This window comes from Corallococcus macrosporus (genome assembly GCF_017302985.1).
In the GTDB taxonomy this organism is placed as follows: Bacteria; Myxococcota; Myxococcia; order Myxococcales; family Myxococcaceae; genus Corallococcus; species Corallococcus macrosporus_A.
This window is the reverse complement of the sequence record NZ_JAFIMU010000002.1, coordinates 822,650-848,440: the sequence shown is the minus strand read 5'-3', so window position 1 is coordinate 848,440 and position 25,791 is coordinate 822,650. Positions and strand designations below refer to the sequence as shown.

Genomic DNA, 25,791 nt, shown 5'->3' with positions numbered 1-25,791 from the left:
AAGAGGGGGGGATGCGGGGGGGATCAGCTTGATTTCACTTCACACGCACGCGGGTGCTGCGGCCCGGCTCGACCTCCACCGTCATGCGCCGCTTCACCTCGCCGTTGACGCGGACCTCCACGCGCGCGGGGCCGGAGGGCAGCGCCTGCGCGGAGATGGGCGGAAAACCATACGGCCGGCCGTTGATCCACACCTCGCCGTAGAGCCCGGGCGACGTCACCTCCAGGTCGCCCCGCTGCGCCACTGCGGCCTTGGCCACGGACGGTTCCGGCGGCGTCGTGGACTCCGGCGTGCGCGGGGCCGGGGCGGGCCCACCCGCGGGCGACGCGGTCGCGGCGGGGGGCGACGCGGGCCCCACGGCCGCCACGGGCACCGGGGCCGGCCTGGGCGCGGACGGCGTCAGCTCCGCGGAGAGGTCGCGGTTGAGCGAGCGCACCGAGTCCCCATCCACCTCCACCGTCTCCTCGTACAGGCGGCGGTCGCCCTGCGCGAGCACCACGCGGTGCGTGCCCGCGGACACCTGCAACCGCGCGGGCGTCAGGTCCAGCGCCTTGCCGTCCACCATCACCACCAAGCCCGGCGGCGTGGACGTCACCAGCAGGAGCCCGCCCTTCGCCTCCTCCTGCGGAGCGGCCTCCGCGGCATGCTGTTGCTCACGCGCGGCCCGGGCGGCGGCGAGCTTCGCGGCGCGCGTGCGGGGCGGCGTGCGGCCGGGCGACGGCTCCCGGGGCGTGGGCGCCTGCGCGGTGCGGGACTGGCCGCGGGAGCGCAGGTCGGTGGCGATGCCCAAGAGGCGCGTGAGATCGCTGTCCTTGTCGTTGGGGCGCAGCTTGAGCGCCTCCGTGAACTGCGCCACCGCGCGGTCGTAGTCGCGGTCCTCCAGCGCGGCCAGGCCCGACGCGCGCAGCGCCCGGACGAGCCCCGCGTTCGCGTCCTCCGACGGCGCGGCCACGGGCGGCGGCGGCGGGGCCACGTCGGGCGTGGGGACGGGAGGGCGCGCTGCGACGGGCTCGGGCTGCGCGGCCTTGCGCGAGCGGACCATCAGGTACGCCCCGGCGTTCACGGCCACGGTGCCCAGCAGGATGACGGCGACCCAGGTCTTCTGATTCTTCACGTTCGTTGTCCCGCTTCCCACGACGACACGATGCGCCCGCCCTTCACGCGATGAACAGCCAGAACACCGCGCTGCCCGCCAGCGCCACGCCCGCCGCCGCGGCCAGCGCCCAGGGGAACGCCTCCGGCGCGGCCGGCTGTTCCGGCGCCGGGATGACGCCCGTGGTGGAGCCCGTCCCGGTGCTCCGGGGCAGCATGCCGGTGGGCACCAGCGCGCTGGACTCCTGGACCTCCAGCGCATGGTCCGGCATCGCCTGCGGCGCGCTGGAGACACCCGAGCCCACCAGGCTGGACGAGCCCGGCATGGAGCCCGGCACCGCCACCGCGGTGGACACCCGGCCGGAGGCGTCCGGCGGAAAGAGCGTGGCCATCAGCGTCGCCAGCTCCCGGCCACCGGATGTCCAGTGCTGCGCCGTGCGGTAGCGCTCCAGGTCGTCGTGCAGCTCGCGCGCCGTCTGGTGGCGCTGCGCGGGGTCCTTCGCCAGCAGCTTGAGCAGGATGCGCTCCAGCTCCGGCGGGAAACCCGGCGCCACCCTCGACGGCGGCGGCACGTCCCCCTGCGACGCGGCCACGATGGTGGCCTCCATCGTGTCGCGCTTGAACAGCCGGCGCCCCGTGGACAGCTCGTAGAGGACGATGCCCAGCGAATACAGGTCCGAGCGGTGGTCCAGCTCCCGGTTCGTAATCTGCTCCGGGGACATGTACGCGTACTTGCCCTTCACCACCCCGGCCACCGTGCGCTCCAGGTTCACGGAGCTCTTCACGATGCCGAAGTCCGCCAGCTTCACGATGCCGTCGCGCGACACCAGCACGTTGCCCGGCGTGATGTCCCGGTGCACCAGCTTCAGCGGCGTCCCGTCCGACAGCGTCTTCGCGTGCGCGTACGTCAGCGCGTCCGACATCGCGATGCCCACGTCCACCGTCACGCGCGGGCCCAGCGGCATGTTCGCCGCCGCCGCGTGCCGCATGATGCGATCCAGCGACTGGCCTTGAATCCACTCCATCGCCAGGTAGTACTGGCCGTCGATCTTCCCGAAGTCGAACACCTGCACGATGTTCGGGTGCGTCAGCAGCGCCGCCACCTTCGCCTCGTCCGCGAACATCCGCGCGAAGGGCTCCAGGTTCGCGTACTCCGGCAGGATGCGCTTGATGACGCACGCCTTGGAGAAGCCGTCCGGCCCGTCGAGGGTCGCAAGGAAGATGTGCGCCATGCCGCCCGCGGCCAGCCGCTGCACCATGCGGTACTTGCCGAAGCGGATGTCCACTCCGGGGGCGGCCGGCGACGGCGTGGCGGTGTCAACCCTGTCCAAATTGTACTCCCCGGACGGAACTCGTAATTCCGGGAAGATACCGGTGACACGCTCGGCTCACAAGTTTCGCACACCGTGTCAACAGGTTTTACGGTGAATACGCTTTAACAACGTAACGGATGGGGCCCGGGGGGGTGTCCCGGCATATCCTCCCGGTCCTCAAGCGCATGGCGACCTCCTCCTCCGACGCCCCGTCTCCGCTGACCGCTCCCCGTCCCCTGTCCGCCCAGGACATCCGCACCCTGGGGCTGGCGGCGCTGGGGGGCGCGCTGGAGTTCTATGACTTCATCATCTTCGTGTTCTTCACGGCGGTGATGGGGCGGCTGTTCTTCCCGCCGGAGACGGCGGAGTGGCTGCGGCAATTGCAGACGTTCGGCCTGTTCGCGGCGGGCTACCTGGCGCGGCCGCTGGGCGGCATCGTGATGGCCCACTTCGGGGACCGGACCGGGCGCAAGCGGATGTTCACGTTGAGCGTCTTCCTGATGTCGGTGCCCACGCTGTGCATGGGCCTCCTGCCCACGTTCGCCACCGCCGGGTACGCGGCGCCGCTCCTGCTGCTCACGCTGCGGCTGTTGCAGGGCGCGGCGGTGGGCGGCGAGGTGCCGGGCGCGTGGGTGTTCGTCTCCGAGCACGTGCCGGAGCACCGCGTGGGGCTGGCGTGCGGGACGCTCACCTCCGGGCTCACGCTGGGCATCCTGCTGGGGTCGCTGGTGGCCACGGCGGTCAACACCGCGTTCACGCCGGAGCAGGTGATGGCGTACGGCTGGCGCGTGCCCTTCGTCGTGGGCGGCGTGTTCGGCTTCCTCGCCGTGTTCCTGCGCCGCTGGCTCCAGGAGACGCCCGTCTTCGAGGAGATGCGTCAGCGCAAGGCGCTGGTGAAGGAGCTGCCGCTCAAGGCCGCGCTCCAGGGCCACGCGCCCGCCGTCGTCGTGTCCATGATCTTCACCTGGGTGCTGACGGCGGGCATCGTCGTGGTCATCCTGATGACGCCCACGCTGATGCAGCAGTTGCACGGCATCCCGCCCGCGCGGGCGCTGGCGGCCAACAGCGTGGCCACGCTCACGCTCACCGTGGGCTGCGTCTGCTACGGGCTCCTGGCGGACCGGCTGGGGGCGACGCGGGCCATGGCCATCGGCTCGGGCGTGCTGCTCGTGGCCGCGCAGCTGTTCTACCGGGGCGTGGCGAGCGCGCCGGAGCACCTGGTGCCGCTCTACGCGGCCGTGGGGTTCTGCGTGGGCGTCGCGGGCGTGGTGCCCGCGGTGATGGTGCACGCCTTCCCTCCGGCGGTGCGCTTCTCCGGGCTGTCGTTCTCCTACAACGTGGCCTACGCGCTGTTCGGCGGCCTCACGCCGCTCGCCGTCACGCTGGCCATGAAAGAGAGCCCGCTCGCGCCCGCGCACTACGTCTCCGGCGTGTGCGCGGTGGGGCTGGCGGTGGCGCTGCTGCGGTCCCGGGGCTTCGCCGCCCGCGCGAGCGACCCGGCGCCGCCCCCCACGCCCTCGCGCTGAGGCCTGGCTGGCCGCTCCCTGAGGAGCCGGAGGTGTTCACCCGACGCCGTTCCGCGTCCGGTGCGGGCCTGGAAGGCTGGCTCACGCCGGAGGTGTCGGTTATGCGGCAACAACACGGAGGGCGCTTCGGGCGGGCCCTGTTCGCCGTGCGCATCTTGTCCCGGCGCGCGCTTTCGAGCGGCGGAAGCCTCGCGCGATGAATTCCTCGCCGACTGACGGAACCTGGAATGCCCAGCAGTGAGTCCGCCCTCTTCCAGAGCGGCATCCCCAGCTTCGACGTCCTCCTGGGCGGAGGCATCCCTCCGCGCCAGTCCTTCATCGTCACCGGGACGCCCGGATCCGGGAAGACGGTGCTGTGCAGCCAGGTGGCCTTCCAGGCCGCGGCGCGGGGCATCCCCGTGGTGTTGGCGACCGTCACCTCGGAGCCGCACGACAAGCTGATGGGGGCCCTGTCCAGCTTCAACTTCTTCAAGCCGGAGCTGCTGGGCGAGAAGATCTTCATCATCAGCGCCTACTCCGCGCTCAAGCGGGGCCCCAAGGAAGCGCGGGACCTGCTGCTGCAGACGGTGCGCGAGCGCGGCGCGGCCATGCTCTTCATCGACGGGCTGCGCTCCATCCGGGACCTCTGGCAGGACGAGGCGCGGCTGCGCGAGTTCCTCTACGAGCTGGGCATCGGCCTGGCCGCCAGCAACTGCATCGGCCTGTTCACCACGGAGTACCCGCTGGACCGGCTGATGGCGCTGCCGGAGGCCACCACGGTGGACGGCATCGTGTCCCTGTCCGTGCAGACCCACGGCTCGCGCCGGGTGCGCCGGGTGGAGGTGGTGAAGCTGCGCGGCCGGCCCCACCTGACCGGTGAGCACACCATGACCATCCACGAGGAGGGCGTGGAGTTCATCCCGCGCCTGGAGGCCACCCCGGTGCCCTTCCAGGACGAGCCCCCCACGCTCCTTCGCAAGGGCTTCGGGCTGCCGGAGCTGGATGCGCTGATGCACGGGGGGCTTCCGCAGCTCAGCACCACGATGCTCGCGGGCAGCATGGGCATCGGGAAGACCATCCTCGCCCTGCACTTCGCCGCGGACGCCGCGCGCCACGGGGAGAAGTCGCTCTTCGTCTCCTTCTTCGACGCGCCCGCCATGCTCGCGGCGCGCGCACGGCGCGTGGGACTGGACGTGACCCCGCTGCTGGAGGAGTCCCGGCTGTTCTTCCACTACGTGCCCCCCATGGAGGCGGAAGGGGACGTGCTCGTCCGGGACATCCTGCGCAAGGTGGACGCGCTCGGCGTCCAGCGGCTGGTGGTGGACGGGCTCACGGACCTGGAGCTGTCCATCCTGGACCCCGAGCGGCGGCGCATGTTCATGGCCTCGCTCGCGATGCGGCTGCGCATCCGGAACATCACCTCCCTGTTCACCCGGGAGGTGCCGAAGATCGTCGGCACGGAGCTGGACTTCAACGACGCGCCGGTGGCCATCCTGGGAGAGAACCTGCTGCTCCTGCGCTACGTGGAGCTGCACGGCCAGATGCACCGCATCCTGTCCGTGCTCAAGATGCGGGACAGTGAGTACACCGCCGACCTGCGCGAGTTCCAGATCAAGGACAGCGGGGTGAAGGTGCTCGCGCCCGTGCGCTCCGCAGTGGGACTGCTGACAGGCCAGGCCCGCCCGCTGGGGAGCAGCATCGGAGGGCTGGGTGAATGAGCCTGGTCCTCATCGCGGAGGATGAAGAGGCGCTCCTGGAGGTCTTCTCCGAGGTGGTGGAGGACCTGGGCCACCGCGTGATCCGCGCGCACAACGGCGAGGAGGCGCTGCTGCTGGCGCGCACGGAGACGCCGGACCTGGTGGTCAGCGACCACATGATGCCCCGGCGCACCGGCATGCAGCTCCTGCACGCCATGCGCTCCGAGCCCACGCTGTCCGACGTGCCCTTCCTGCTCTTGAGCGCGGCGCGGCCCCAGGGCCGTGAAGCGGCGCAGACCTTCCTCGCGAAGCCGGTGGACCTGTCCACCTTCGAGCAGGCCGTGAGCAACGCGCTCCAGTACCGCGCGGCGCAGCGGACGGACGCCGCTCCGGCCGCGCGCGAGCCATCCAGCTCCGTGAGCCTGGCGCGCGAGGAGATGCTCAACTGGGTGGCGCACGAGCTGAAGACGCCGCTCAGCTCCGCGCGGCTCAACACGCAGCTCTTGCTGCGCAAGGTCCAGAAGCGCGGCATCGAGGACGAGCGCCGCTCCGCGGAGGCCGTCCTGCGCCAGTTGGACCGGATGAACGGGCTGGTGACGTCCATCCTGGACGCCTCCCGGCTGGCGGACGGCAAGCTGGAGCTGAAGCTCGCGCCCACGTCGCTGGTGCCCTTCCTCCAGGACCTCGTCCAGGAATGGCGCGAACTGCAGCCGGAGATGGACTTCACCTTCCGCGACGGGGAGCCGCTGGAGCCGCTGATGCTGGACGCGGAGCGGCTGCGCCAGGTGCTCAACAACCTGCTCTCCAACGCGGTGAAGTACAGCGGCACCTCGCGACACATCGAAGTGGGCGTGACCATCAACCCGGGCCTGGTCCTCATCCACGTGCGCGACTGGGGCGTGGGCATCCCCGCCAGCGCCCTGCCCCACGTCTTCGACCGCTTCCAGCGCGCGGACGAGGACCGGGGACGCGGCCACGGCCTGGGCCTCTTCATCGCGGCCTCGCTCGCCAGGCTGCACGGCGGCTCGCTCTCCGCCCGCTCCACCCTGGGCGAGGGCTCCACCTTCACCCTCCGTCTGCCCCGGAGGAACTGAAGCAGCACTGCACGTTTCCGCCGCAATTCCCTCCAACCCGCCCAGCACAGAAGTCCGTGAACACCCGGCGCTCTCGGTGAATTAGAAAGCGAGTGTGTCCACGCCCCGACCGCCTCGCCTGTCCTCGTTGCGCGCGTTGAAGCACCGCAACTTCGCCTTCCTGTGGGGTGGCGCGGCGCTGTCCAACATCGGCACGTGGATGGAGGTGCTGGCGCTGGGCGTGTACGTGACGAAGGTGACGGGCCGGGCGGAGTGGACGGGCGGCGTGGCGGCGCTGACGTGGCTGCCGTCCATCCTGCTTTCGCCGCTGGGAGGCGCGCTGGGGGACCGGTTCGACCGGCGGCGCACGGTGGCACTGGGCGCGCTGGTGCAGATGGTGCTCGCGGGGACGCTGGCGGCGCTGGCCTTCACGGGCGGGCTCACGGTGCGGTGGGTGGCGGTCATCTCGTTCCTCAACGGATGCGCCGTCACGCTGTTCATGCCCGCGTTCTCCGCGCTCATCGCTGTCTCGGTGCCGAAGGAGGATCTGCACAGCGCGCTCAGCCTCAACTCGGCGCAGGCCAACCTGGGGCGCATCTGCGGTCCGGCGCTGGCGGCGCTGATCATCGCGCACGCGGACATCGGCTGGGTGCTGCTGCTCAACACGCTCTCCTTCGGCGCGGTGATGCTGGCGCTCCTGGGCGTGCGGGGGGCTCCGGCCGCCGCGAAGCCCGCGGTGCCGGAGGGCGTGTGGGCGGGCATCGCTCGGGGCTTCCAGGTGGCGCGGGCGGACGAGGGGCTGCTCATGGCCATGGGCGGCACGCTGGCCATCGCCATCTGCATCGCTCCGTTCACGGCGCTGGCGCCGGTCATGGCCATCCGCGTGTTCGGTCAGGACGCGGGCGCCACGTCGATGCTGGTGACGGCGCAGGGCACGGGCGCGCTCCTGGCGGCGCTGAGCGCGGGGACGCTCGCGGACCGGATGGGGCGCGCGAGGCTCTTGGAGGTGAGCCTGCTGCTCATTGGCCCGGTGGCGGCGGCGTACTGGTGGTCCCCATCGCTGGGGATGGCGACGGCGGCGGTGCTGCTGCTGGGGGCGCTGTACATGCTGACGCTCACGGGACTGGCCACGCTGTGCCAGGCGCGCGTGTCCGGCGAGCTCCAGGCGCGCATCGCCAGCCTCAACTCCATGCTGCTCTTCGTCGGCTTCACGGTGGGCGTGTGGTCGCAGGGCGCGCTCGCGGACCGGCTGGGCGTGCGGCCCGTCATGGGGGGCGCGGCGTTCGGATTCCTCCTCTTCACCGTCCTGCTGCGCACGCTGCGCTCGCGCGGCTTCGCGGCCTACGAGACCTGACGGAGTCACACGATGACGACCTCCTCGCCGGTTGCTCCGGGCAAGAAGCGCGTTCCCCTGCCCCTCGTCCCCAGGACGCAGGCGCTGCCGCTGTCCTTCATGCAGCAGCGCCTGTGGTTCCTGGCGCAGATGGAGGGCACGAGCGCCACGTACAACGTCTACTTCTTCGTGCGGCTCACCGGCGCACTGGACGTCGCGGCGCTGGAGCAGGCCCTCCAGGGCGTCGTGGCCCGGCACGAAGCGCTGCGCACCACGTTCGCGGAAGCGGACGGCCAGCCAGTGCAGCGCATCGCGCCCACGCTGACGCTGACGCTCCGCCGCGAGGACCTGTCCGCGCGCGGCCTGGACGAAGCCGCGAGGGAGCAGGCGCTGCGCGAGCACGCGGAGGCCGAGGCGCGCACGCCGTTCGACCTGGCGCGCGGGCCGCTGGTGCGGGCCACGCTGGTGCGGCTGTCGGCGGACGCGCACGCGCTGCTCTTCGTCACGCACCACATCGTCTGCGACGCGGTGTCGCTGGGCTGGATGGCGAGCGAGCTGAGCGCGCTCTACACCGCCGCCACGCGGAACGAGCCGCCCCGGCTGCCGGAGCTGCCCGCGCAGTACGCGGACTTCGCGCACTGGCAGCGGCAGATGCTCACGGGTGACTTCCTGGAGGCCGAGCGCGCGTGGTGGAAGGGGCGGCTCGCCGGAGCACCGCCCGCGCTGGAGCTGCCCACGGACCGGCCGCGTCCGCCGCGTCAGACGTCCCGGGGCGCGGTGTACCGCCTGCCCATGCCTCCGGCCCTGGCCTCGGGCATCCGCGAGCTGAGCCGCAAGGCGGCCGTCACGCCGTACATGACGCTGCTGGCGGCGTTCCAGGTGCTGCTGTCCCGCTACAGCGGGCAGGAGGACCTGGTGGTGGGCACGCCCGTGGCGGGGCGCGGACGGCGCGAGGTGGAGCGGCTCATCGGCTTCTTCGCGAACACGCTGGCGCTGCGGCTGGACACGTCCGGGGATCCGTCCTTCCACGCGCTGCTCGGCCGCGTGCGCGAGGTGTGCCTGGGCGCGTACGCGCACCCGGACATGCCCTTCGAGCAACTGGTGGACCTGCTCGTGCCCCAGCGCGACCCCAGCCGCTCGCCGCTGTTCCAGGCGATGTTCGTGCACGTGAACTCGCCGTGGGCCGCGCTGAAGTGGCCCGGCCTCACCGTGACGGAGGTGGACTTCGAGCCCGGCGTCGCGCGCTTCGACATCACCCTCTTCCTCTACGACGACCCCAGCGGCATGGAGGCGCGCTGGGAGTACAACGCCGACCTCTTCGACGAGGCGACGATGGCGCGCATGGCCGCGCACTACGCGCGCCTGCTGGAGGGCGCCGTCGCGAAGCCCGAGTCCCCGGTGTCCGCGCTCCCGCTGCTGACCCCGCGCGAGCGGGAGCGCGCGGTGGTGGACTGGAACGACACCGGCGCGGACGTGCCCGTGCTGTCCGGCGTGTACGCCCTCTTCGAGGCCAGCGTGCGCCGGAGCCCGGACGCCATCGCCGTGCGCTTCGGGGACGAGCACCTGACGTACGCGGAGCTGGACCGGCGCGCCAACCGCGTCGCCCATGCGCTGCGCCAGCGCGGCGTGGTGCCGGACACGGCGGTGGGGCTGTGCGTGGACCGCTCGCTGGAGCTGGCGGTGGGCGTGCTGGGCATCCTCAAGTCGGGCGCGGCCTACTGCCCGCTGGATCCGGCGTATCCGCCGGAGCGGCTGGCGCTGATGCTGGAGACGTCGCGCGCCAAGGTGCTCGTGACACGCCGGTCGCTGGCGGCGGGGCTGCCGGAGGGTGGCGCGGAGCGGCTGTTTTTGGAAGATGACCTCTCCACGCCGGACACCGCGCCGGAGCCCGTGGGCGGGCCGGACACGCTGGCCTACGTCATCTTCACGTCCGGATCCACGGGCGTGCCCAAGGGCGTGGCGATGCCGCACCGCCCGCTGCTCAACCTCATCCAGTGGCAGGTGCGCCGCTCCACCGCGCCCCGGGGACGCACGCTCCAGTTCTCCGCGCTGAGCTTCGACGTGTGCTTCCAGGAGATGCTGCCCACGTTCGCGGCGGGCGGTGAGCTGGTGCTCGTGTCGGAGGACACGCGGCGCGACGGCCGGGCCCTGCTCACGTTGATGCGCGACCAGGGCGTGGAGCGCATCTTCCTGCCGTTCGTCGCCCTGCAGCACCTGGCGGAGGTGGCGGACTCCGACGGCCTGCTGCCCACGTCGCTCAAGGAGATCAACACCGCGGGCGAGCAGCTCCGGATGACGCCCGCGCTGCGGCGGCTGCTCCACGCGCTGGACGGCTGCGTGCTGGACAACCACTACGGCCCCACGGAGACGCACGCGGCCACGGCCCACGTGCTGAAGGGCAACCCGGACTTGTGGCCGGACCTGCCGCCCATTGGCCGCACCATCACCAACGCGCGCACGTACCTGCTGGACGCGCGCGGAGAGCCGGTGCCCGTGGGCGTCGCGGGCGAGCTGTTCATCGGCGGCGCGGGATTGGCGCGTGGCTACCAGCACCGGCCGGACCTGACGGCGGAGCGCTTCATGCCGGATCCGCTGAGCCCGCATCCGGGCGCGCGGAGGTACCGCACGGGCGACTTCGCGCGGTACCTGCCGGACGGCACGCTGGAGTTCCTGGGGCGGCGCGACGCGCAGGTGAAGATCCGCGGCTATCGCATCGAGCTGCCGGAGGTGGAGGCGGCGGTGGCGAAGCTGCCGGGCGTGAAGGACGTCGCGGTGGTGGCGCGGGAGGACGCGGCGAGGGGCAAGCACCTGGTGGCCTACGTGGTGACGCAGCCCGGAGCGGACGTGGACGCGGGCGGGCTCAAGGCGGTGCTGCGTGACCGGCTACCGGAGTACATGGTGCCCGCCGCCTTCGTGTTGCTGGATGCGTTCCCGCTCACCCCCAGCGGCAAGCTGGACCGGCGCGCCCTGCCCGCTCCGGACGACGACGCGGATGCGGGCCGGGCCTTCGTGGCCCCTCGCACGCCCCTGGAGACGGACGTGGCGGAGGTCTTCGCCGCGCTGCTGCGATTGCCGCGCGTGGGCGCGGAGGATCACTTCTTCGAGCGCGGGGGCCACTCGCTGCTGGCGACCCAGGTGACCGCGCGGCTGCGCGACCGGCTCCAGGTGGAGCTGCCCGTGCGCGCGCTGTTCGAGCACCCCACCGTGGAGGAGCTGGCCGCGCACCTGGCCTCGCTGAGGACGAAGGCGGGCGGAGAGGAACTGCCGCTCGTTCCGCGTCCGCGCGACGAGGTCCCGCCGCTGTCCTCGGCCCAGGCGCGCCTGTGGTTCCTCACCCGGATGGATCCGGACGGCTTCTCGTACAACCTGCCCTGGTTCACGCGCTGGACGGGGCCGCTGGATGACGGCGCGCTGGAGCGGAGTCTCCAGACGCTCGTGCAGCGCCATGAAGCGCTGCGCACCACCTTCGTGGAACACCATGGCCAGCCGGTGCAGAGCATCGCCCCCGCGCTGGACGTGCCGCTGCGGCGCGAGCTGGTGGATTCGGAGGCGGAGCTCGCGCGGCGCGCGGAGGCGGAGGTGCGGCTTCCGTTCGACCTGGCCCGAGGGCCGCTCGTGCGCGCGACGCTGGTGCGCGTGCGCGACGGAGAGCACGCGCTGCTCGTCACCTTCCATCACATCATCTGCGACGGCTGGTCATTGGGCGTGGTGGAGCGTGAGCTGACGGCGCTCTACCGCGAAGCGACCGGCGGCGCCGCGGCCGAGCTGCCCCCGCTCTCCATCCAGCCCGCGGACTTCGCGCGCCGGCAGCGGCAGACCTGGGCGGGTGCCGGCATGGAGGCCCGGCTCGGCTGGTGGAAGGACCGGCTCCAGGACGCGCCGACGTCCCTCGAGCTGCCCACGGACCGGCCGCGCCCGGCGGTGCAGACCTTCGAAGGCGCGCACCTGTCCCGGCAGGCGTCGCCCGCGCTGTCGCGGGCCCTGGAGTCATTGGCCCAGCGCGAGGGCGCCACGCCCTTCATGCTGCTGCTGGCGGGCTTCCACGCCCTGCTCGCCCGCTACAGCGGCCAGGACGACGTCGTCATCGGCGCGCCCCTCGCGGGCCGCGAGCGTCAGGAGCTGGAGGGGCTGGTCGGCTTCTTCATCAACACGGTGCCCCTGCGCATCACCGCCTCCCGGAACGCGAGCTTCCGCGACCTCGTGGGCCGCGTGCGGGACATCACGCTGGAGGCCTTCGCCCACCAGGACCTGCCCTTTGAACAGTTGGTGAGCGCGCTCCAGCCCCAGCGCGACCCCAGCCGCTCGCCGCTGTTCCAGGTGATGTTCGTGCTCCAGAACGCCGGAGGCCCCGCCGCGAGCGCCCTGCCCGACGTGTCCGTGGCGCCGCTGGACGTGGAGACGGGGATGGCGAAGTTCGACCTCACCCTCTTCGCGCAGGAGTCCCCCGAGGGCCTGGGCTTCGTCTGGGAGTACAACACCGCGCTCTTCGAGGAAGCGACCGTCGCGCGCATGGCCGAGCACTACACGCGCCTGCTCGCGGCCGCCGTCGCTGGATTGGATCAGCCCCTCGCTACGCTCCCGTTGCTCTCGGACGAAGAGCGCCAGCAACTGCTGTTCACCTGGAACGACACCCACGCGGACTACCCGCGCGACGCGTCGCTGACCGCGCTCTTCGAGGAACAGGCCGCACGCGCGCCCCAGGCCATCGCGGTGGAGTTCGAGGGCCGTCAACTCACGTACGGAGAACTCGACGCGCGCGCGAACCAACTGGCGCATCACCTGCGCGCGTTGGGCGTGGACGCGGGCACGCCGGTGGGCCTGTGCACGGGCCGCTCGCTGGAGATGGTCGTGGCCACGCTGGCCATCCTCAAGGCGGGAGGGGCCTACGTCCCGTTGGATCCGGCCTACCCCACCGAACGCCTCCTCTTCATGGCCCGGGACACGCGCCTGCCGGTGCTGCTGGTCCAGCCGGGCCAGGAGGCGAAGCTCGCGGAGCTGGACGCGCGCGTCGTGACACTGGAGCCCTCATGGGACGCCTTCGCGCGGGAGTCCACGCAAGCACCGCGCGTCACCCTCCCGGCCGAGGCGCTGGCGTACGTCATGTACACGTCCGGCAGCACCGGCCGGCCCAAGGGCGTGTGCATCCCGCACCGGGGCGTGGTCCGGCTGGTGAAGGGCACGACGTACGCGCGCTTCGGCCCGGAGGAGGTGCTGCTCCAGTTGGCGCCCATCTCCTTCGACGCGGCGACGCTGGAGCTGTGGGGTGCGCTCGTGCATGGCGCGAAGCTCGTGGTCATGCCGGCGCATCAGCCCTCGCTGGAGGAGCTGGCCCACGCGCTGGAGCACCACGGCGTCACCACGCTGTTCATCACCACGGCCCTCTTCAACCAGATGGCGATGTTCCAGCCCCCGGCGCTCGCTCGCGTGCGGCAGGTGATGACGGGCGGCGAAGCCATGTCCCTCGTGGCCGCGCGGCAGATGCGCGAGGCGGGCCGGGACGTCATCAACGTCTACGGACCCACGGAGAACACCACCTTCTCCACGTTCCATCCGCTGGAGGGCACGGTGGATGACGGGCGCCCCGTACCCATCGGCCGGCCCATCACCCACACGCAGGCGTACGTGCTGGACACCCTGGGCGCACCGGTGCCGGTGGGCGTGGCGGGCGAGCTGTACCTGGGCGGTGACGGCCTCGCGTGGGGCTACCTGCACCAGCCCGCGCAGACCGCGGAGCGCTTCGTGCCGCATCCGTTCAGCGCCACGCCGGGCGCGCGGCTGTACCGCACGGGAGACCGGGTCCGGTGGCGGCCGGACGGCGTCCTCGACTTCCTGGGGCGCACTGACTCGCAGGTGAAGGTGCGCGGCTTCCGCATCGAGCCGGGCGAGATTGAAGCCGAGCTCAAGGCCTCACCGGGCGTGGAGCAGGCAGGCGTCGTCGTGCGCGAGGACGTCCCCGGCGACAAGCGGCTGGTGGCCTACGTCGTGGGCCCGAAGGTGGACACGGGGGAGCTGCGCGCCTCGCTCGCCGCACGGCTGCCGGCGCACATGCTGCCCTCCGCCTTCGTGAAGCTGGAACGGCTGCCGCTGACCCCGTCGGGGAAGGTGGACCGCAAGGCCCTGCCCACGCCGGACACGCGGTCGGGCCCGGACAGGTACGTCGCGCCGCGCGAGGGCTGGGAGTCCCTGGTGGCGGAGCTGTGGGCGCCGCTGCTGGGCGTGCCTCGCGTGGGCGCGCATGACCACTTCTTCGAGCTGGGCGGACACTCGCTCCTCGCCACGCGGGTGGTGTCGCGGCTGCGGGACGTGCTCCAGCAGGAGGTGCCCCTGCGCCTGCTGCTCGAAGCCCCGACGGTGGCCCGGTTCGCGGAGCGGCTGGAGGCCCTGAAGAAGGGAGGCCCGGGTGCGCCGGTGCCGCCCATCGTCGCCGGGCCGCGTGGACAGCCAAGGCCCCTGTCCTTCGCGCAGCAGCGCCTGTGGTTCCTCGCGCGGCTGGATCCGCAGGGAAGCGCGTACAACGTGCCCTTCTTCCTCCGGCTCGACGGTCCGCTGGACGTCCCGGCGCTGGAGGCCGCGCTGGATGCATTGGTCGAGCGGCACGAAGCCCTCAGGACCACGTTCAGCGACGACGAGGGCACCCCGGTGCAGCACGTCCGGGAACACCGGCCGTTCACGCTCGCGCTCGAGGCCCTGGACGGGGATGAGCTGCTGCGCTCGCGCGCGGAGGCGGAGGTGAAGAAGCCCTTCGACCTGGAGCGGGGCCCGCTGGTGCGCGCGACGCTCGTTCGCACCGCGCCGGATCACCACGCGCTGCTGCTGGTCATGCACCACATCGTGTGTGACTTCTGGTCCATCGACATCCTGGTGCGCGAGCTGAAGGCGCTCTACACGGCACGGCACCAGGGCGCATCGGGCTCCCTGCCGCCGCTGCCCGTGCAGTACGCGGACTTCGCCACGTGGCAGCGCCAGGTGATGGCGGGCGACACGCTGGAGACGCAGCGCGCGTGGTGGAAGCACCACCTGGAAGGCGCGCCGACGCTGGAGCTGCCCACCGACCGCCCCCGGCCGGCCGTGCAGTCCTTCCAGGGCCTCCAGTTGTCGCGTCCCCTGCCCTCCTCCCTCCCCACCGCCGTGCAGTCCCTGGCGCGCGACGCGGGCGTCACCCCGTTCATGTTGCTGCTCGCGGGCTTCCACGCCCTGCTCGCGCGGCACAGCGGTCAGGACGACGTCGTCATCGGCACGCCCATCGCGGGGCGCGGCCAGCTCCAGGTGGAGAACCTCATCGGATTCTTCACCAACACGCTGTCCCTGCGCGTGGATGCCTCCGGCGCACGCAGCTTCCGCGCGCTCCTGGACCGCGTGCGGGAGGCCTGCCTGGGCGCATATGCCCACCAGGACATGCCCTTCGAGCAACTGGTGGACGCGCTGGTCCCCACGCGCGACCTGAGCCGCCCGCCCCTCTTCCAGGTCATGTTCGTCTTCCAGAACGGCGGCGCGCCCTGGGAGCTGCCCGGCGTCTCCGTCAGCGCCCTGGCCTTCGAGCCGGGCATGGCGAAGTTCGACCTCACCCTCTTCGTGCGCGAGACGCCGGAGGGCTGGTCGAGCATCTGGGAGTACAACACCGCCCTCTTCGACGGGGGCTCCGTGGCGCGCTTCGCGGACCACTACACGCGCCTGCTCGAAAGCGCGCTCGCGGCGCCGGACGCGGCCCTGGGCACCCTGCCCATGCTCGGAGATGCCGAGCGGAGGCAGCTCGCGACGTGGGCCCACCAGAAGGTGGCCTGGCCGCCAGTGTCCGCGCCCCACGCGTTCTTCGAGTCCACCGCCACGCGCATCCCGGATGCCGTCGCGGTGCGTTTCGGGGATTCGACGCTGACCTACGGCGAGCTGGAGCGGCGCTCGAACCGGCTCGCGCACCACCTGCGCAAGCTCGGCGTGGGGGCCGACGTCCGCGTGGGCATCCACCTGCGGCGCTCGCTGGAGCTGCCCGTGGCGGTGCTGGGCACGCTCAAGGCGGGCGGCGCCTACGTGCCGCTCGACCCGGCCTATCCGCCGGAGCGACTGGCCGCGATGCTCCAGGCCTCGGGCGCGACGGTGCTGATCACCACGCGCGAGCTGCGCGACGTGCTGAGCAACGACGCGGTGCTGGAGCTGGACACGCAGGCGGACGCGCTGGCCCGCGAGTCGGACGCACGGCCGGAGCTCCTGGGCAACTCGCAGGCGCTCACCTACGTCATCTTCACCTCCGGCAGCACCGGCACGCCCAAGGGCATCGCGATGCACCGCGAGGCGCTGGTCAACATGCTGCACTGGCAACTGGGTGACTCGGTGGCGCCCGGGGCCCGCACGCTCCAGTTCTCCGCGCTCAGCTTCGACGTGTCCTTCCAGGAGCTCTTCGCCACCTGGGCCGCGGGCGGTGAGCTGGTGCTCCTCAACGAAGAGACGCGCCGCGACCCGAGCCAGCTGTTGTCCCTCCTTGAGGACACGGGCATCGAGCGGTTCTTCATGCCCTTCGTCGCGCTCCAGAACCTCGCGGAGGTGGCGGAGCGTGAGGGCCGTCATCCCCACCGCGTGCGGGAGATCATGGTGGCGGGAGAGCAACTGCGAATGACGCCCGCGATCCGCCGCTTCATGAAGCGCACGGGCGCGGTGCTGCACAACCACTACGGCCCCTCCGAGGCCCACGCGGTGACGTCGCTGTCGCTGAAGGGGGACGCGGACGCGTGGCCCGCGCTGCCCTCCATTGGCCGGCCGTTGATCAACGTGCCCGTGTACGTGCTGGACGCGAACCTCCAGCCGGTGCCCCGGGGCGTCACCGGCGAGCTGTACGTCGGAGGCGTCCAGGTCGGCCGCGGCTACCTGAACCAGCCCGACGTCACGGCCGACCGCTTCATCCCGGATCCGCTCGGCGCGACGCCGGGCGGCCGGCTGTACCGCACGGGAGACTGGGCGCGGCACCTGCCGGACGGCACGCTGGAGTACCTGGGCCGGCGCGACGCGCAGCTCAAGGTGCGCGGCTTCCGCATCGAGCTGGGAGAGATTGAAGCGGCGCTCGCGCAGCACCCGGCCGTGCGCGACTGCGTCGTCGATGCCCGCGACGACGGAGCCGGCCAGAAGCGGCTGGTGGCCTGGGTCGTCGGGACGGATCCGAAGTCGCTGGATGTCACCGCGCTGCGCGGCTTCCTCAAGGAACGGCTGCCGGAATACATGGTGCCGTCGCGCTGGATGCCCATGGAGCGGCTGCCGCTGACCCCCTCGGGCAAGGTGAACCGCAAGGCCCTGCCCACGCCAGAGGGCGGACGCGAACCGGCGGCCCCGCTGCTGGGGCCCCGCACGCCGCTGGAGCTGCAGCTCGTGCGCATCTGGGAGGAGGTGCTGGGCGTGCACCCCATCGGCGTGCGCGACAACTTCTTCGAGCTGGGCGGACACTCGCTGCTGACGTTGCGCCTCCAGTCGGCCCTCCGCGCCCGGCTGGGACGGACCCTGCCGGTGTCGGCGCTCTTCCAGAACCCCACCGTGGAGCACCTCGCGGGGCTGCTTCGGGACGCCGCGTCGTGGACACCGCTGGTCGCGCTCCAGAAGGGCCAGGAGGGAGTGCGGCCCTTCTTCTGCGTCCACGCGGTGGGAGGCAGCGTCGTGCCGTACGCGGAGCTGGCCCGGGCGCTGGGGCGCCACCAGCCCTTCTATGGGCTCCAGGCCCGTGGTCTGGACGGCGCGGAGCCGCCTTGTGACTCCGTGCCGGAGATGGCGGCCCTATACGTGCGCGCGGTGCGAGAGGTCCAACCCCACGGCCCCTACCTGCTGGGCGGCTGGTCCATGGGAGGCGCCGTCGCGTGGGAGATGGCCCACCAACTGCGGCGCGAGGGAGAGACGGTGGCGCTGCTCGCGCTGCTCGACTCTTCCGCGAGCCTGCACTTCGGCAACCCGGACGACGTGAACGCGAAGGCGCGACTGAGCGCACTGTTCCTGGAGGACCTGCTGCGCGCGTCGGGCCAGCCGCTGCCGCCGAACGACGGCCTGTCTCCGAGCCAGTGGATGGAGGCGCTGGAAGCCGCAAGCCAGCCCCTGTTCGCCGCGGAGCAGTCGCTGCGCAAGCTTCGCCACGCGTTCGAGACACACCTGAACGCGGCCTGGGTCTACGAACCGCCTCCGGCCAGCGGGCCCTTCACGCTGTTCGAAGCGGAGGGCTCGCGCTGGGATCACGGCTGGGCCGCCTACGCGCCCGGCGGGCTGGACGTGCACACGGTGCCCGGCGACCACTACTCCTTCCTCAAGCCTCCCCACCTCAAGGTGCTGGCCGCGAAGCTGGGTGACGCCCTCGCGAAGGCACGTCCGGAGTGACGGGGCCGGCACGGACGCCCGCCCCGCCCCGGTGACGACTACAGCGCTTCCATCCGGAACTGCTGGCAGTCGTTGTTGGACCAGGTCCACTGCTGGAGCAGCGTCCCGTCACCGCTGCCCTGCAGGCAGCCCGTCACGTCCAGCACCTTGCCGCTGTGGCGGGCCTCCAGCCGGTAGTAGCCGTTGCCCAGGTTCACGGGCTTGAACTGCTGGTTGCTCCCGCCACCGTAACCCCACTGCTGGAGCCCCGCGCCGTCCGCGGTGCTCACGTCCTTCACGTCCAGCGCCTTGCCGCTGTAGCGCGACACGAAGCGGTAGTAGCCGCTGTCCGTCGCCTCCATGGACCACTGCTGGCTCGTGCCCGTGTGGCAGGCCCACTGGTGGATGATGGCGCCGTCCGCCGTGCTGGGACCGCTGATGTCCACGCAGCGCCCGGAGGCCTTGTTCACCAGCCGGTACGTCCCAGTGCCGCCGCCCGTGCCCTGCGCCACGGAGTAGATGGCGTTGAGCAGCGACGTGCTCCCGGACGTGTCCTGGGACAGCTCCCAGATCATCACGCCGCCGTTCTGCTTCCCCAGCTGCGTCTTCGCCTGGATGGTCGCGATGCCGTTGTAATAGACGTCGCCGACGTTGTCCTTGTACGGCGCCTGCGGGTCGCGAGCGACGAGCTCCGAGTACCCCACGTAGCTCGACGGCGAGCGCCCGTAGAACGGCACGCCCAGCACCGCCTTGGACGCCGGCAGCCCGCGCCCCTTCCAGTAGTTCAGCGACTGGACCGCCAGGTCATACGTCGAATGCGGCTGCCCGCCGTCGTAGGCCATGATGTTGAGGAAATCGACGTCGTTGAACACCGACGCCGGCACGCCGCCACCCGTGTAGCCGTTGGCCACCACCGCCGCCGTGAGCAGCTTGCCGCGGCTGTGCATCGCGGTGCCCAGCTGGTTCATCAGCAGCGCGTAGTTGCTCCCCGACGTGCCCGGGTCCGGGTACTCCCAGTCGATGTCCACGCCGTCCAGCCCGGCCGCGTTGACGAAGTTCACCACGTTGTTCACGAACGCCGTGCGCGCGGTCGCGTTGGCGGCCATCTGCTCGAAGCCGCTGTCGTTGCCGTCGTTCCAACCGCCGACGGCAATGAGCACCTTCACGCCCTGCGCATGCGCCAGCGTCACCAGCGAGCGCAGCCGCGCGTCAGAGCTGCTCACGCCCGTGAGCCCGCCGGACGCCGTAGGCAGCGCGAACGCGTAGTTGATGTGCGAAAGCTTCGAGTACTGCAACGTGTTCACGTCCCCCGCCCACGTCGGCAGGTAGCCCACCACGCGCGTCGACAGCGCGGCCGACGCCACCGCTCCCATGGGCTCACCAGTGGCAGGAGCGTCCTCCGCCCCCGAGCAGCCTCCCACTGATGCCAGCAACACGGCGCCCAGCGCCCACGTCCGGAACGGCGTCGAGGTACGAGACACGGCAGACTCCTGCGAAGAGGTTGAACGGGCTTGACCCGTAAAACCCACTAAGCAGTTTTGTCTGGAAGACTCAACGACTCATCACCTCAGCAGCACCGGCCGCCTCCGGCGCGGTAGCGGGCCTGGAGGCGGTCGTTGAAAAACTCCGCGTAGGTCATCACCGCGCGGTCCGGATGGTGACGGCGCATGTGGGCGACGTAGGTGTCGTAGTCCGGCACGCCAATCATCGCGCGTGCGGTGCGCACGGCCTGGCGCCAGCCGTGCTGGAGCGCATGCGGGAGCTTCACGGCTTCACCGGGAGGGCCGCGGCCACGTAGGGCGTCTCGTGCGAGGTGGCCTCCGGCGAGCGCCGGGCCCGGAGCGCGGCGCGCACGCCGAAGAGCACCGTCGCGATGACGACGACCATGAAGAACACGGTGAGGGCGGCATCCAGGTAGTCATTTCGGATGATGGCCTCCATCTCCTCCACGGACTTCGCGGGGGCGATGACGCGCCCTTCGGCGACCGCCTGGGAGAAGGCCCGCGCGTGGGCCACGAAGCTCACGCGCACGTCGCCGCCGAAGACCTTCTGGAAGCCGGCGGTGACGGTGCACAGCACCAGCCACGCGGCGGGGATGCCGGGCACCCACACGTAGCGCTCGCGCTTCATCTTCACCAGTGCCACGCAGCCCAGCGTCAGCGCCACCGCGGCGAGCATCTGGTTGGCGATGCCGAACAGCGGCCACAGCGTGTTGATGCCTCCCAGCGGATCCACCACGCCCTGGTAGAGGAAGTAACCCCAGGCGGCGACGCACAGCGCGGTGGCCAGCAGGTTCGCGCCCCAGGACTCCGTGCGCTTGAGCGGCGCGTACACCAGGCCCGCCAGCTCTTGAATCATGAAGCGCCCCACGCGCGTGCCGGCGTCCACGGTGGTGAGGATGAAGAGGGCCTCGAAGAGGATGGCGTAGTGGTACCAGAAGGCCATCATCCCCTGGCCCGACACCAGGCCATGGAGGATCTGCGCCATGCCCACCGCGAGGGTGGGCGCGCCGCCCGCGCGAGACAGGATGGTCGTCTCACCGATGTCGCGCGCCGTCTGCTCCAGCATCTCCGGGGTGATGACGAAGCCCCACTGGCTGAGCGTCGTCGCCGCCTGCGTCGCGGTGGTGCCGATGAGTGCCGCGGGCGAGTTCATGGCGAAGTAGACGCCGGGCTCCAGCACCGACGCGGCGATGAGCGCCATGATGGCCACGAACGCCTCCATCAGCATGGCGCCGTAGCCCACGAGCTTCGCGTCCCCCTCCGTGGCGAGCATCTTCGGCGTGGTGCCGGAGGCGATGAGCGAGTGCCACCCGGACACCGCGCCGCACGCGATGGTGATGAAGAGGAACGGGAACAGGCTGCCGGAGAACACCGGCCCGGAGCCGTCCACGAACCGCGTCACCGCCGGCATCTTCATGTGCGGCGCCGCCAGCACGATGCCCACCGCCAGGAGCAGCACGGTGCCAATCTTCAGGAAGGTGGACAGGTAGTCGCGCGGCGCGAGCAGCAGCCACACCGGCAGCACTGCCGCGCAGAACCCGTAGCTGATGAGCAGCCACGCCAGCGTGCGGCTGTCGAAGGTGAACCAGGGGGCCCAGGTGCCGGACTCGGACACCTGGCCGCCCAGCCAGATGCTGAGCATCAGGAGCACGAAGCCGACGATGGACACCTCCAGCACCTTGCCGGGCCGCACGTAGCGCAGGTACAGGCCCATCATCACCGCGATGGGGATGGTCATCGCGACGGTGAAGGTGCCCCAGGGGCTGTGCGTCAGGGCCTTCACGACCACCAGCGCCAGCACCGCGAGGATGATCATCATGATCATCAGCACGCCCACCATCGCCGTCACACCGGCCGCGGGCCCCAGCTCCATGCGCACCATGTCGCCCAGCGACTTGCCGTCGCGGCGCACGGAGAGGAACAGCGTCACGAAGTCCTGCACCGCGCCGGCCACCACCACGCCCGCCAATATCCACAGCGTGCCGGGCAGGTAGCCCATCTGCGCCGCCAGCACCGGGCCCACCAGCGGGCCCGCGCCCGCGATGGCCGCGAAGTGGTGGCCGAAGACGACCCATCGGTCGGTGGGCACGTAGTCCAGGCCGTCGTTGCGGCGCTCGGCGGGGGTGGCGCGCGTGGGGTCCACCTGGAGCGCTTTTTCGGCAATGAAACGGCCGTAGAAACGATATCCCAGCATGAACACCGCGACCGAAGCGACCACGAGCCAGATGGCGCTGATGGACTCGCCCCGGTGCAGTGCCACCACGCCCAGGCTGAAGGCGCCCGCCAGGGCCAAGGCCACCCATCCCAACTTCCGAGCGACTCCACCCATGATGTCTCCCGTCGGCGGGCAGTCCACCCCCACCCCGCGCAGGGTTTATAGCGTACGGCCCGCCTCCTCCCGTCGCGCTCCAGGCCGGGTGTCCGGTGGTGGAGGAAGTCGGCACAGGGTCATTTCCCTCGTCCTCGCGGGCCTGCTGGCCGCGTGCGCCACGCCGCAAGCCACGGCGAAGCGCGACGCCCCGGACGCGAACGGCGTGTGGCGCTCGCGAGGCTACGGGTGGCTGCTCACGGTGACGCCCGGGGGCCTTCGCCTGCACCATGAGACGGCCGCAGGGTGCTATCCGGATCCGTCGTCGTCCGAGGAGCTCCAGGAGCTGTTCGGGTTCCAGGAGCCGGGGCCCTCCGCGGACGTGCGGGACTTCCTCTCCGCGCCGGGCGAGACGCGCTACCGCTTCGACCGGCTGGCCGCCCTGCCCGCCGACTGCGACACGCACCGTGCCTGGAGCGCGCGGGAGCTCTTCGACGTGTTCCGGGCGACCTTCGCGGAGCACTACGCCTCGTTTCCCCAGCGAGACCCGGACTGGCTGGCCCGCCTGGATGCGCAGCGCTCGCGGGTGACGCAGGACATGGACGCCCGCGCGCTGTTCACCCTCTTCGCGGACGCGCTCCGTTCGCTGAACGACGCGCACGTGGAGCTGCTCGCGGACACGCTGACGTACGAGGCCCATCCCACGGGGACGTTCGCGGTGCTGGAGCAGGCCGCCGTGGTTACGTCGCGTCCCGTGCGGGAGGTGCAGCGGGAATGGATGCGCGCATACCGCGACGGCATCCTCCAGACGGTGCTGCGCGGTGAGGGCCACCACGTCGCGAACCAGCGCGTCCTCTGGGGCTTCGCCGCGCCTCGCGTCGCCTATCTCAACGTGCTGACGATGGGCGGCTTCGTGCCCGAAGCGGAAGGCCAGACGCCCACGCTGGCCCGGGAGCTGGCGGCGCTGGAGCCGGTGCTGGATGAAGCGCTGACGGCCTTCGCGGGCGCGGAAGCGCTCATCCTGGACGTGAGCAACAACCGGGGCGGCCACGACGCCGTCGCCCGCGCCATCGCGGAGCGCTTCACGGATCAACCCCGGCGCGCGTACACGAAGTGGGCGACGGGCGCGAAGGACGTCCCGCCCCAGGTGTTCACCCTCCAGCCCACACGGCGTCCGTCCTTCCACGGGCCGGTGTACGTGGTGACGAGCGACGTCACCGTCAGCGCGGGCGAGGTCCTCGTGCTGGCCCTGCGCGCGCTGCCGAACGTCGTCCAGGTGGGCACGGCCACGCGGGGCGCGTTCTCGGACATGCTCGTCAAGCCGCTGCCCAATGGATGGACGGTCCACCTGTCGAACGAGCACTACACCGACATGACGGGCCAGGACTTCGAGGCGCGAGGACTTCCGCCCCAGCGTCCGCTGGCCGTCTTCGACGGCAAGGACCTCTGGCACGCCCATGCGCGCGCCATCCGTGCGCTGGCGGATTCACTCGTGCCCCCGGAGGCGAAGCCCACGCCGTAGGGAGCAGGCGGCCATTCGCCGCATGCCATCACGGCCGGGAAGACCTACCTCTCTTGCGCAAGCGTCCACCGCAGTCCGAGAGGAGCACGCCCGATGCCGACCCGTTCCCCGACCCGGAAGCGCCTGAAGGATCCGAAGGGTGGCCTCACGGAGGCGGGCCGCGAGTGGTTCCACGAGAAGGAGGGCGCGAACCTCAAGCCCGGCGTGAAGGGCAAGGCGGACACGCCGGAGAAGATGCGCCGCAAGGGCAGCTTCCTGCGCCGCCACTTCACCCACCCGCGTGGGCCCATGGTGGATGACAAGGGAGAGCCCACGCGCCTCGCCCTCTCCGCCCGTGCGTGGGGAGAGCCCGTGCCCAAGGACACCGCCGGAGCGAAGCGGCTGGCCGCCAAGGGCACGAAGCTGCTGGAGCACTACCACGCGACGCAGGAGCGCGCGAAGCCCGCCGCCAAGCGCTCCGGCGCGAAGAAGACGCGGACCGCCGTGGCGGCCCGCCGTGCGACGACGAAGAAGCGTGCGCCCGCCACCGCGAGGAAGACCGCGACGCGCAAGCGCACGAAGAAGGCCTGAGCGGCGGCCTCAGCGGACGGCGGGCACGGGCAGCGACTCCGCCGCCACTTCCTGCTTCACGAGCTGGACCTTGCCGCCCTTGCGCACGGTGAAGTCACACGCGAGCAGCTGGTTGCCCACGAGCACCAGCGCGGACGCCTGGAAGCCCTCCGCGCTGTCGGAGACCTTCACGGGGTGCAGCTTCGCGACGGCCTCCGCCTTGCGCGCACCGAGCGCCGGGTCCGTGTTGGTGGCGGGCAGCCACTGCACGTCCTCCGCGCGCTCCACCAGGCGGCGCTTGCCGCCCTCGGTGTTCTCCACGAAGAAGCGCAGGTAGGCGGGCACCTCCGCGGCCTCCAGGCTCAGCGACTCGTCCTGGTTGACCTTGTAGATGGCCTCGGCGGTGGCCGGCGTGAGGTTGACCGCGACCTTGCCGTCGTCCGCGTACTTGAAGCGCAGCGCCCGGTGAGGCAGCCGCACGTCCACCGTCACCAGCTGGAAGCGCTGGTAGAAGCCCAGCGGCTGGCGCGTGAAGGCCGTGGCCGCCAGGTTCTGCTGGATGGTCCCGGCGTGCACCGGGTCCACCCGCTCGATGCGCTGCAACGTCTCGGCGTCCGCATTCACCTTCGGTTCCTCCTGGGTCCCGGCCTTCGCGGGCCGGGCCGTGTCACAGTGCGTGGTGGCCATCACCCACAAGGCTGCGACGAGGACACGATGCATTTAGCGTGACGGGTGCGCCGCGTCCCAGCCCTGGCCGTAGTAGTCGGGATAGTTCTGACCGTTGGTGCTGGTCACCACCGCGCCCGTCTTGAAGCCGTTGAGGACCGCATCGTATCCCGCCTTGTCACCGATTTCACGCAGTTGCGCTTCGGTGAGCGACGGGTCCTTCGCCTTCGCCTCGTCGATGGCCTTCTTCGAGGCCGCGTTGTACTCGGCCTCCAGCGGGAAGGTGGCGGTGACGTTGTCGCCCGCGGCGACCAGCTCGTTCTTGGCCCGGATGCTGTCCACCGTGCCGCGCGTCTCCTCGTTGAGGAGCGTGTTCACGTAGTCGTCGCGCGTCTGGTTCTGCACATCCGCGCGGGGACCGTCGATGGTCGCCTTCGCGTGGTTGATCTCATGCACCAGCGTCAGGGCCGCTTCCTGCGGGTCCTGGCTGCGGTCGATGACGATCTTGTTGCCGTCCCAGTAGGAGCCACCACCGTCGGCGAACTCCACCGGGATGTTGTGGTCCTCCATGTACTTCACGGCCGCCGCGCCCGTGGGCGAGTTCTTCAGGACGTCCTTCGTCTCCTTCAGCTTCGCCGCGTCCTTGGAGGCCTGGATGGCGTCGCTGATGGCGCCGCCCACCTGGCCGCCGATGATGCCGCCCACCGGGCCGCCCAGCACGCTACCGATGACGCCGCCAATGACGCCGCCGGTGCTCTTGGCCTTGTCGAAGGAGTCCTTGAAGAAGTCACCGACCGGGTTCGCGTTCGTCTGCGGACGGGGGCTCACCACCGGCCGTGCGTTCTGCGAAGCATCCGTGCTCACCACCGGGCGTGCGCCGCCGCGGCCAATTCCGTCAACCCCCATGGCTTCTC

14 protein-coding genes are annotated in these 25,791 nt (G+C 71.4%); 7 read left to right on the top strand and 7 right to left on the bottom strand.

What is annotated here, in order from left to right; all coding sequences use genetic code 11:
• Nucleotides 1-34: 34 nt before the first annotated feature.
• Both JYK02_RS03885 and JYK02_RS03880 read right to left on the bottom strand, forming a co-directional pair.
• Nucleotides 35-1,114 carry a PEGA domain-containing protein gene (locus tag JYK02_RS03885; RefSeq protein WP_207048488.1) on the bottom strand — a complete coding sequence of 360 codons (1,080 nt, stop codon included), beginning with the start codon at nucleotides 1,112-1,114 and terminating at the stop codon, nucleotides 35-37.
• Nucleotides 1,115-1,157: 43 nt separating this feature from the next.
• Nucleotides 1,158-2,423, bottom strand: coding sequence for a serine/threonine-protein kinase (locus JYK02_RS03880; protein WP_207048487.1), 1,266 nt, complete (start codon nucleotides 2,421-2,423; stop codon nucleotides 1,158-1,160).
• Nucleotides 2,424-2,590: 167 nt separating this feature from the next.
• Between JYK02_RS03880 and JYK02_RS03875 the strand changes: the two genes are divergently transcribed.
• From JYK02_RS03875 to JYK02_RS03855, 5 genes are all read left to right on the top strand, one after another.
• Nucleotides 2,591-3,931 carry an MFS transporter gene (locus JYK02_RS03875; protein ID WP_207048486.1) on the top strand — a complete coding sequence of 447 codons (1,341 nt, stop codon included), beginning with the start codon at nucleotides 2,591-2,593 and terminating at the stop codon, nucleotides 3,929-3,931.
• Between the two features lie 227 nt (nucleotides 3,932-4,158).
• On the top strand, nucleotides 4,159-5,628 hold the full coding sequence (locus tag JYK02_RS03870) for an ATPase domain-containing protein (protein ID WP_207048485.1): 1,470 nt from the start codon (nucleotides 4,159-4,161) through the stop codon (nucleotides 5,626-5,628).
• Nucleotides 5,625-6,701, top strand: a complete 1,077-nt coding sequence (locus JYK02_RS03865; protein ID WP_207048484.1) for an ATP-binding response regulator — start codon at nucleotides 5,625-5,627, stop codon at nucleotides 6,699-6,701. Before JYK02_RS03870 ends, JYK02_RS03865 begins: the two co-directional genes overlap by 4 nt.
• A 94-nt stretch (nucleotides 6,702-6,795) precedes the next feature.
• Nucleotides 6,796-8,034 carry an MFS transporter gene (locus tag JYK02_RS03860; RefSeq protein ID WP_207048483.1) on the top strand — a complete coding sequence of 413 codons (1,239 nt, stop codon included), beginning with the start codon at nucleotides 6,796-6,798 and terminating at the stop codon, nucleotides 8,032-8,034.
• A gap of 12 nt (nucleotides 8,035-8,046) precedes the next feature.
• Nucleotides 8,047-18,351: a non-ribosomal peptide synthetase gene (locus JYK02_RS03855; protein ID WP_207048482.1), complete on the top strand. Its 10,305-nt coding sequence runs from the start codon at nucleotides 8,047-8,049 to the stop codon at nucleotides 18,349-18,351.
• Between the two features lie 38 nt (nucleotides 18,352-18,389).
• Here JYK02_RS03855 and JYK02_RS03850 read toward each other — a convergent pair whose 3' ends face one another.
• The 3 genes from JYK02_RS03850 to JYK02_RS03840 form a co-directional block, all read right to left on the bottom strand.
• The gene (locus JYK02_RS03850; protein ID WP_207048481.1) at nucleotides 18,390-19,811 is read right to left on the bottom strand and encodes an RICIN domain-containing protein; all 1,422 of its coding nucleotides are present in this window, start codon (nucleotides 19,809-19,811) and stop codon (nucleotides 18,390-18,392) included.
• An 86-nt stretch (nucleotides 19,812-19,897) separates the two neighbouring features.
• Entirely contained in the window at nucleotides 19,898-20,098 is a 201-nt protein-coding gene (locus JYK02_RS03845; protein ID WP_207048480.1) for a CstA-like transporter-associated (seleno)protein, read from the bottom strand.
• The gene (locus tag JYK02_RS03840) at nucleotides 20,095-22,131 is read right to left on the bottom strand and encodes a carbon starvation CstA family protein (RefSeq protein WP_431603466.1); all 2,037 of its coding nucleotides are present in this window, start codon (nucleotides 22,129-22,131) and stop codon (nucleotides 20,095-20,097) included. The genes JYK02_RS03845 and JYK02_RS03840 overlap by 4 nt, the downstream gene beginning before the upstream one ends.
• Nucleotides 22,132-22,249: 118 nt before the next feature.
• Here JYK02_RS03840 and JYK02_RS40720 point away from each other — a divergent pair, with 118 nt between their 5' ends.
• Nucleotides 22,250-23,662, top strand: a complete 1,413-nt coding sequence (locus JYK02_RS40720) for a S41 family peptidase (RefSeq protein WP_207048478.1) — start codon at nucleotides 22,250-22,252, stop codon at nucleotides 23,660-23,662.
• Nucleotides 23,663-23,755: 93 nt separating this feature from the next.
• Nucleotides 23,756-24,232, top strand: a complete 477-nt coding sequence (locus JYK02_RS03830; RefSeq protein WP_207048477.1) for a DUF6321 domain-containing protein — start codon at nucleotides 23,756-23,758, stop codon at nucleotides 24,230-24,232.
• Between the two features lie 9 nt (nucleotides 24,233-24,241).
• Here JYK02_RS03830 and JYK02_RS03825 read toward each other — a convergent pair whose 3' ends face one another.
• Nucleotides 24,242-24,835 (bottom strand): hypothetical protein, encoded by a 594-nt coding sequence (locus JYK02_RS03825; RefSeq protein ID WP_207048476.1) that lies wholly within the window; start codon nucleotides 24,833-24,835, stop codon nucleotides 24,242-24,244.
• 96 nt (nucleotides 24,836-24,931) lie between these two features.
• Entirely contained in the window at nucleotides 24,932-25,783 is an 852-nt protein-coding gene (locus tag JYK02_RS03820; protein ID WP_207048475.1) for a hypothetical protein, read from the bottom strand.
• Nucleotides 25,784-25,791: the final 8 nt, after the last annotated feature.

What these genes read in the sequence shown, in the direction of transcription:
- JYK02_RS03875 (WP_207048486.1), top strand. Translation starts at nt 2,591, where the DNA reads ATGGCGACCTCCTCCTCCGACGCCCCGTCTCCGCTGACCGCTCCCCGT.
- JYK02_RS03820 (WP_207048475.1), bottom strand. Translation starts at nt 25,783, where the DNA reads ATGGGGGTTGACGGAATTGGCCGCGGCGGCGCACGCCCGGTGGTGAGC.
- JYK02_RS03830 (WP_207048477.1), top strand. Translation starts at nt 23,756, where the DNA reads ATGCCGACCCGTTCCCCGACCCGGAAGCGCCTGAAGGATCCGAAGGGT.
- JYK02_RS03870 (WP_207048485.1), top strand. Translation starts at nt 4,159, where the DNA reads ATGCCCAGCAGTGAGTCCGCCCTCTTCCAGAGCGGCATCCCCAGCTTC.
- JYK02_RS03855 (WP_207048482.1), top strand. Translation starts at nt 8,047, where the DNA reads ATGACGACCTCCTCGCCGGTTGCTCCGGGCAAGAAGCGCGTTCCCCTG.
- JYK02_RS03865 (WP_207048484.1), top strand. Translation starts at nt 5,625, where the DNA reads ATGAGCCTGGTCCTCATCGCGGAGGATGAAGAGGCGCTCCTGGAGGTC.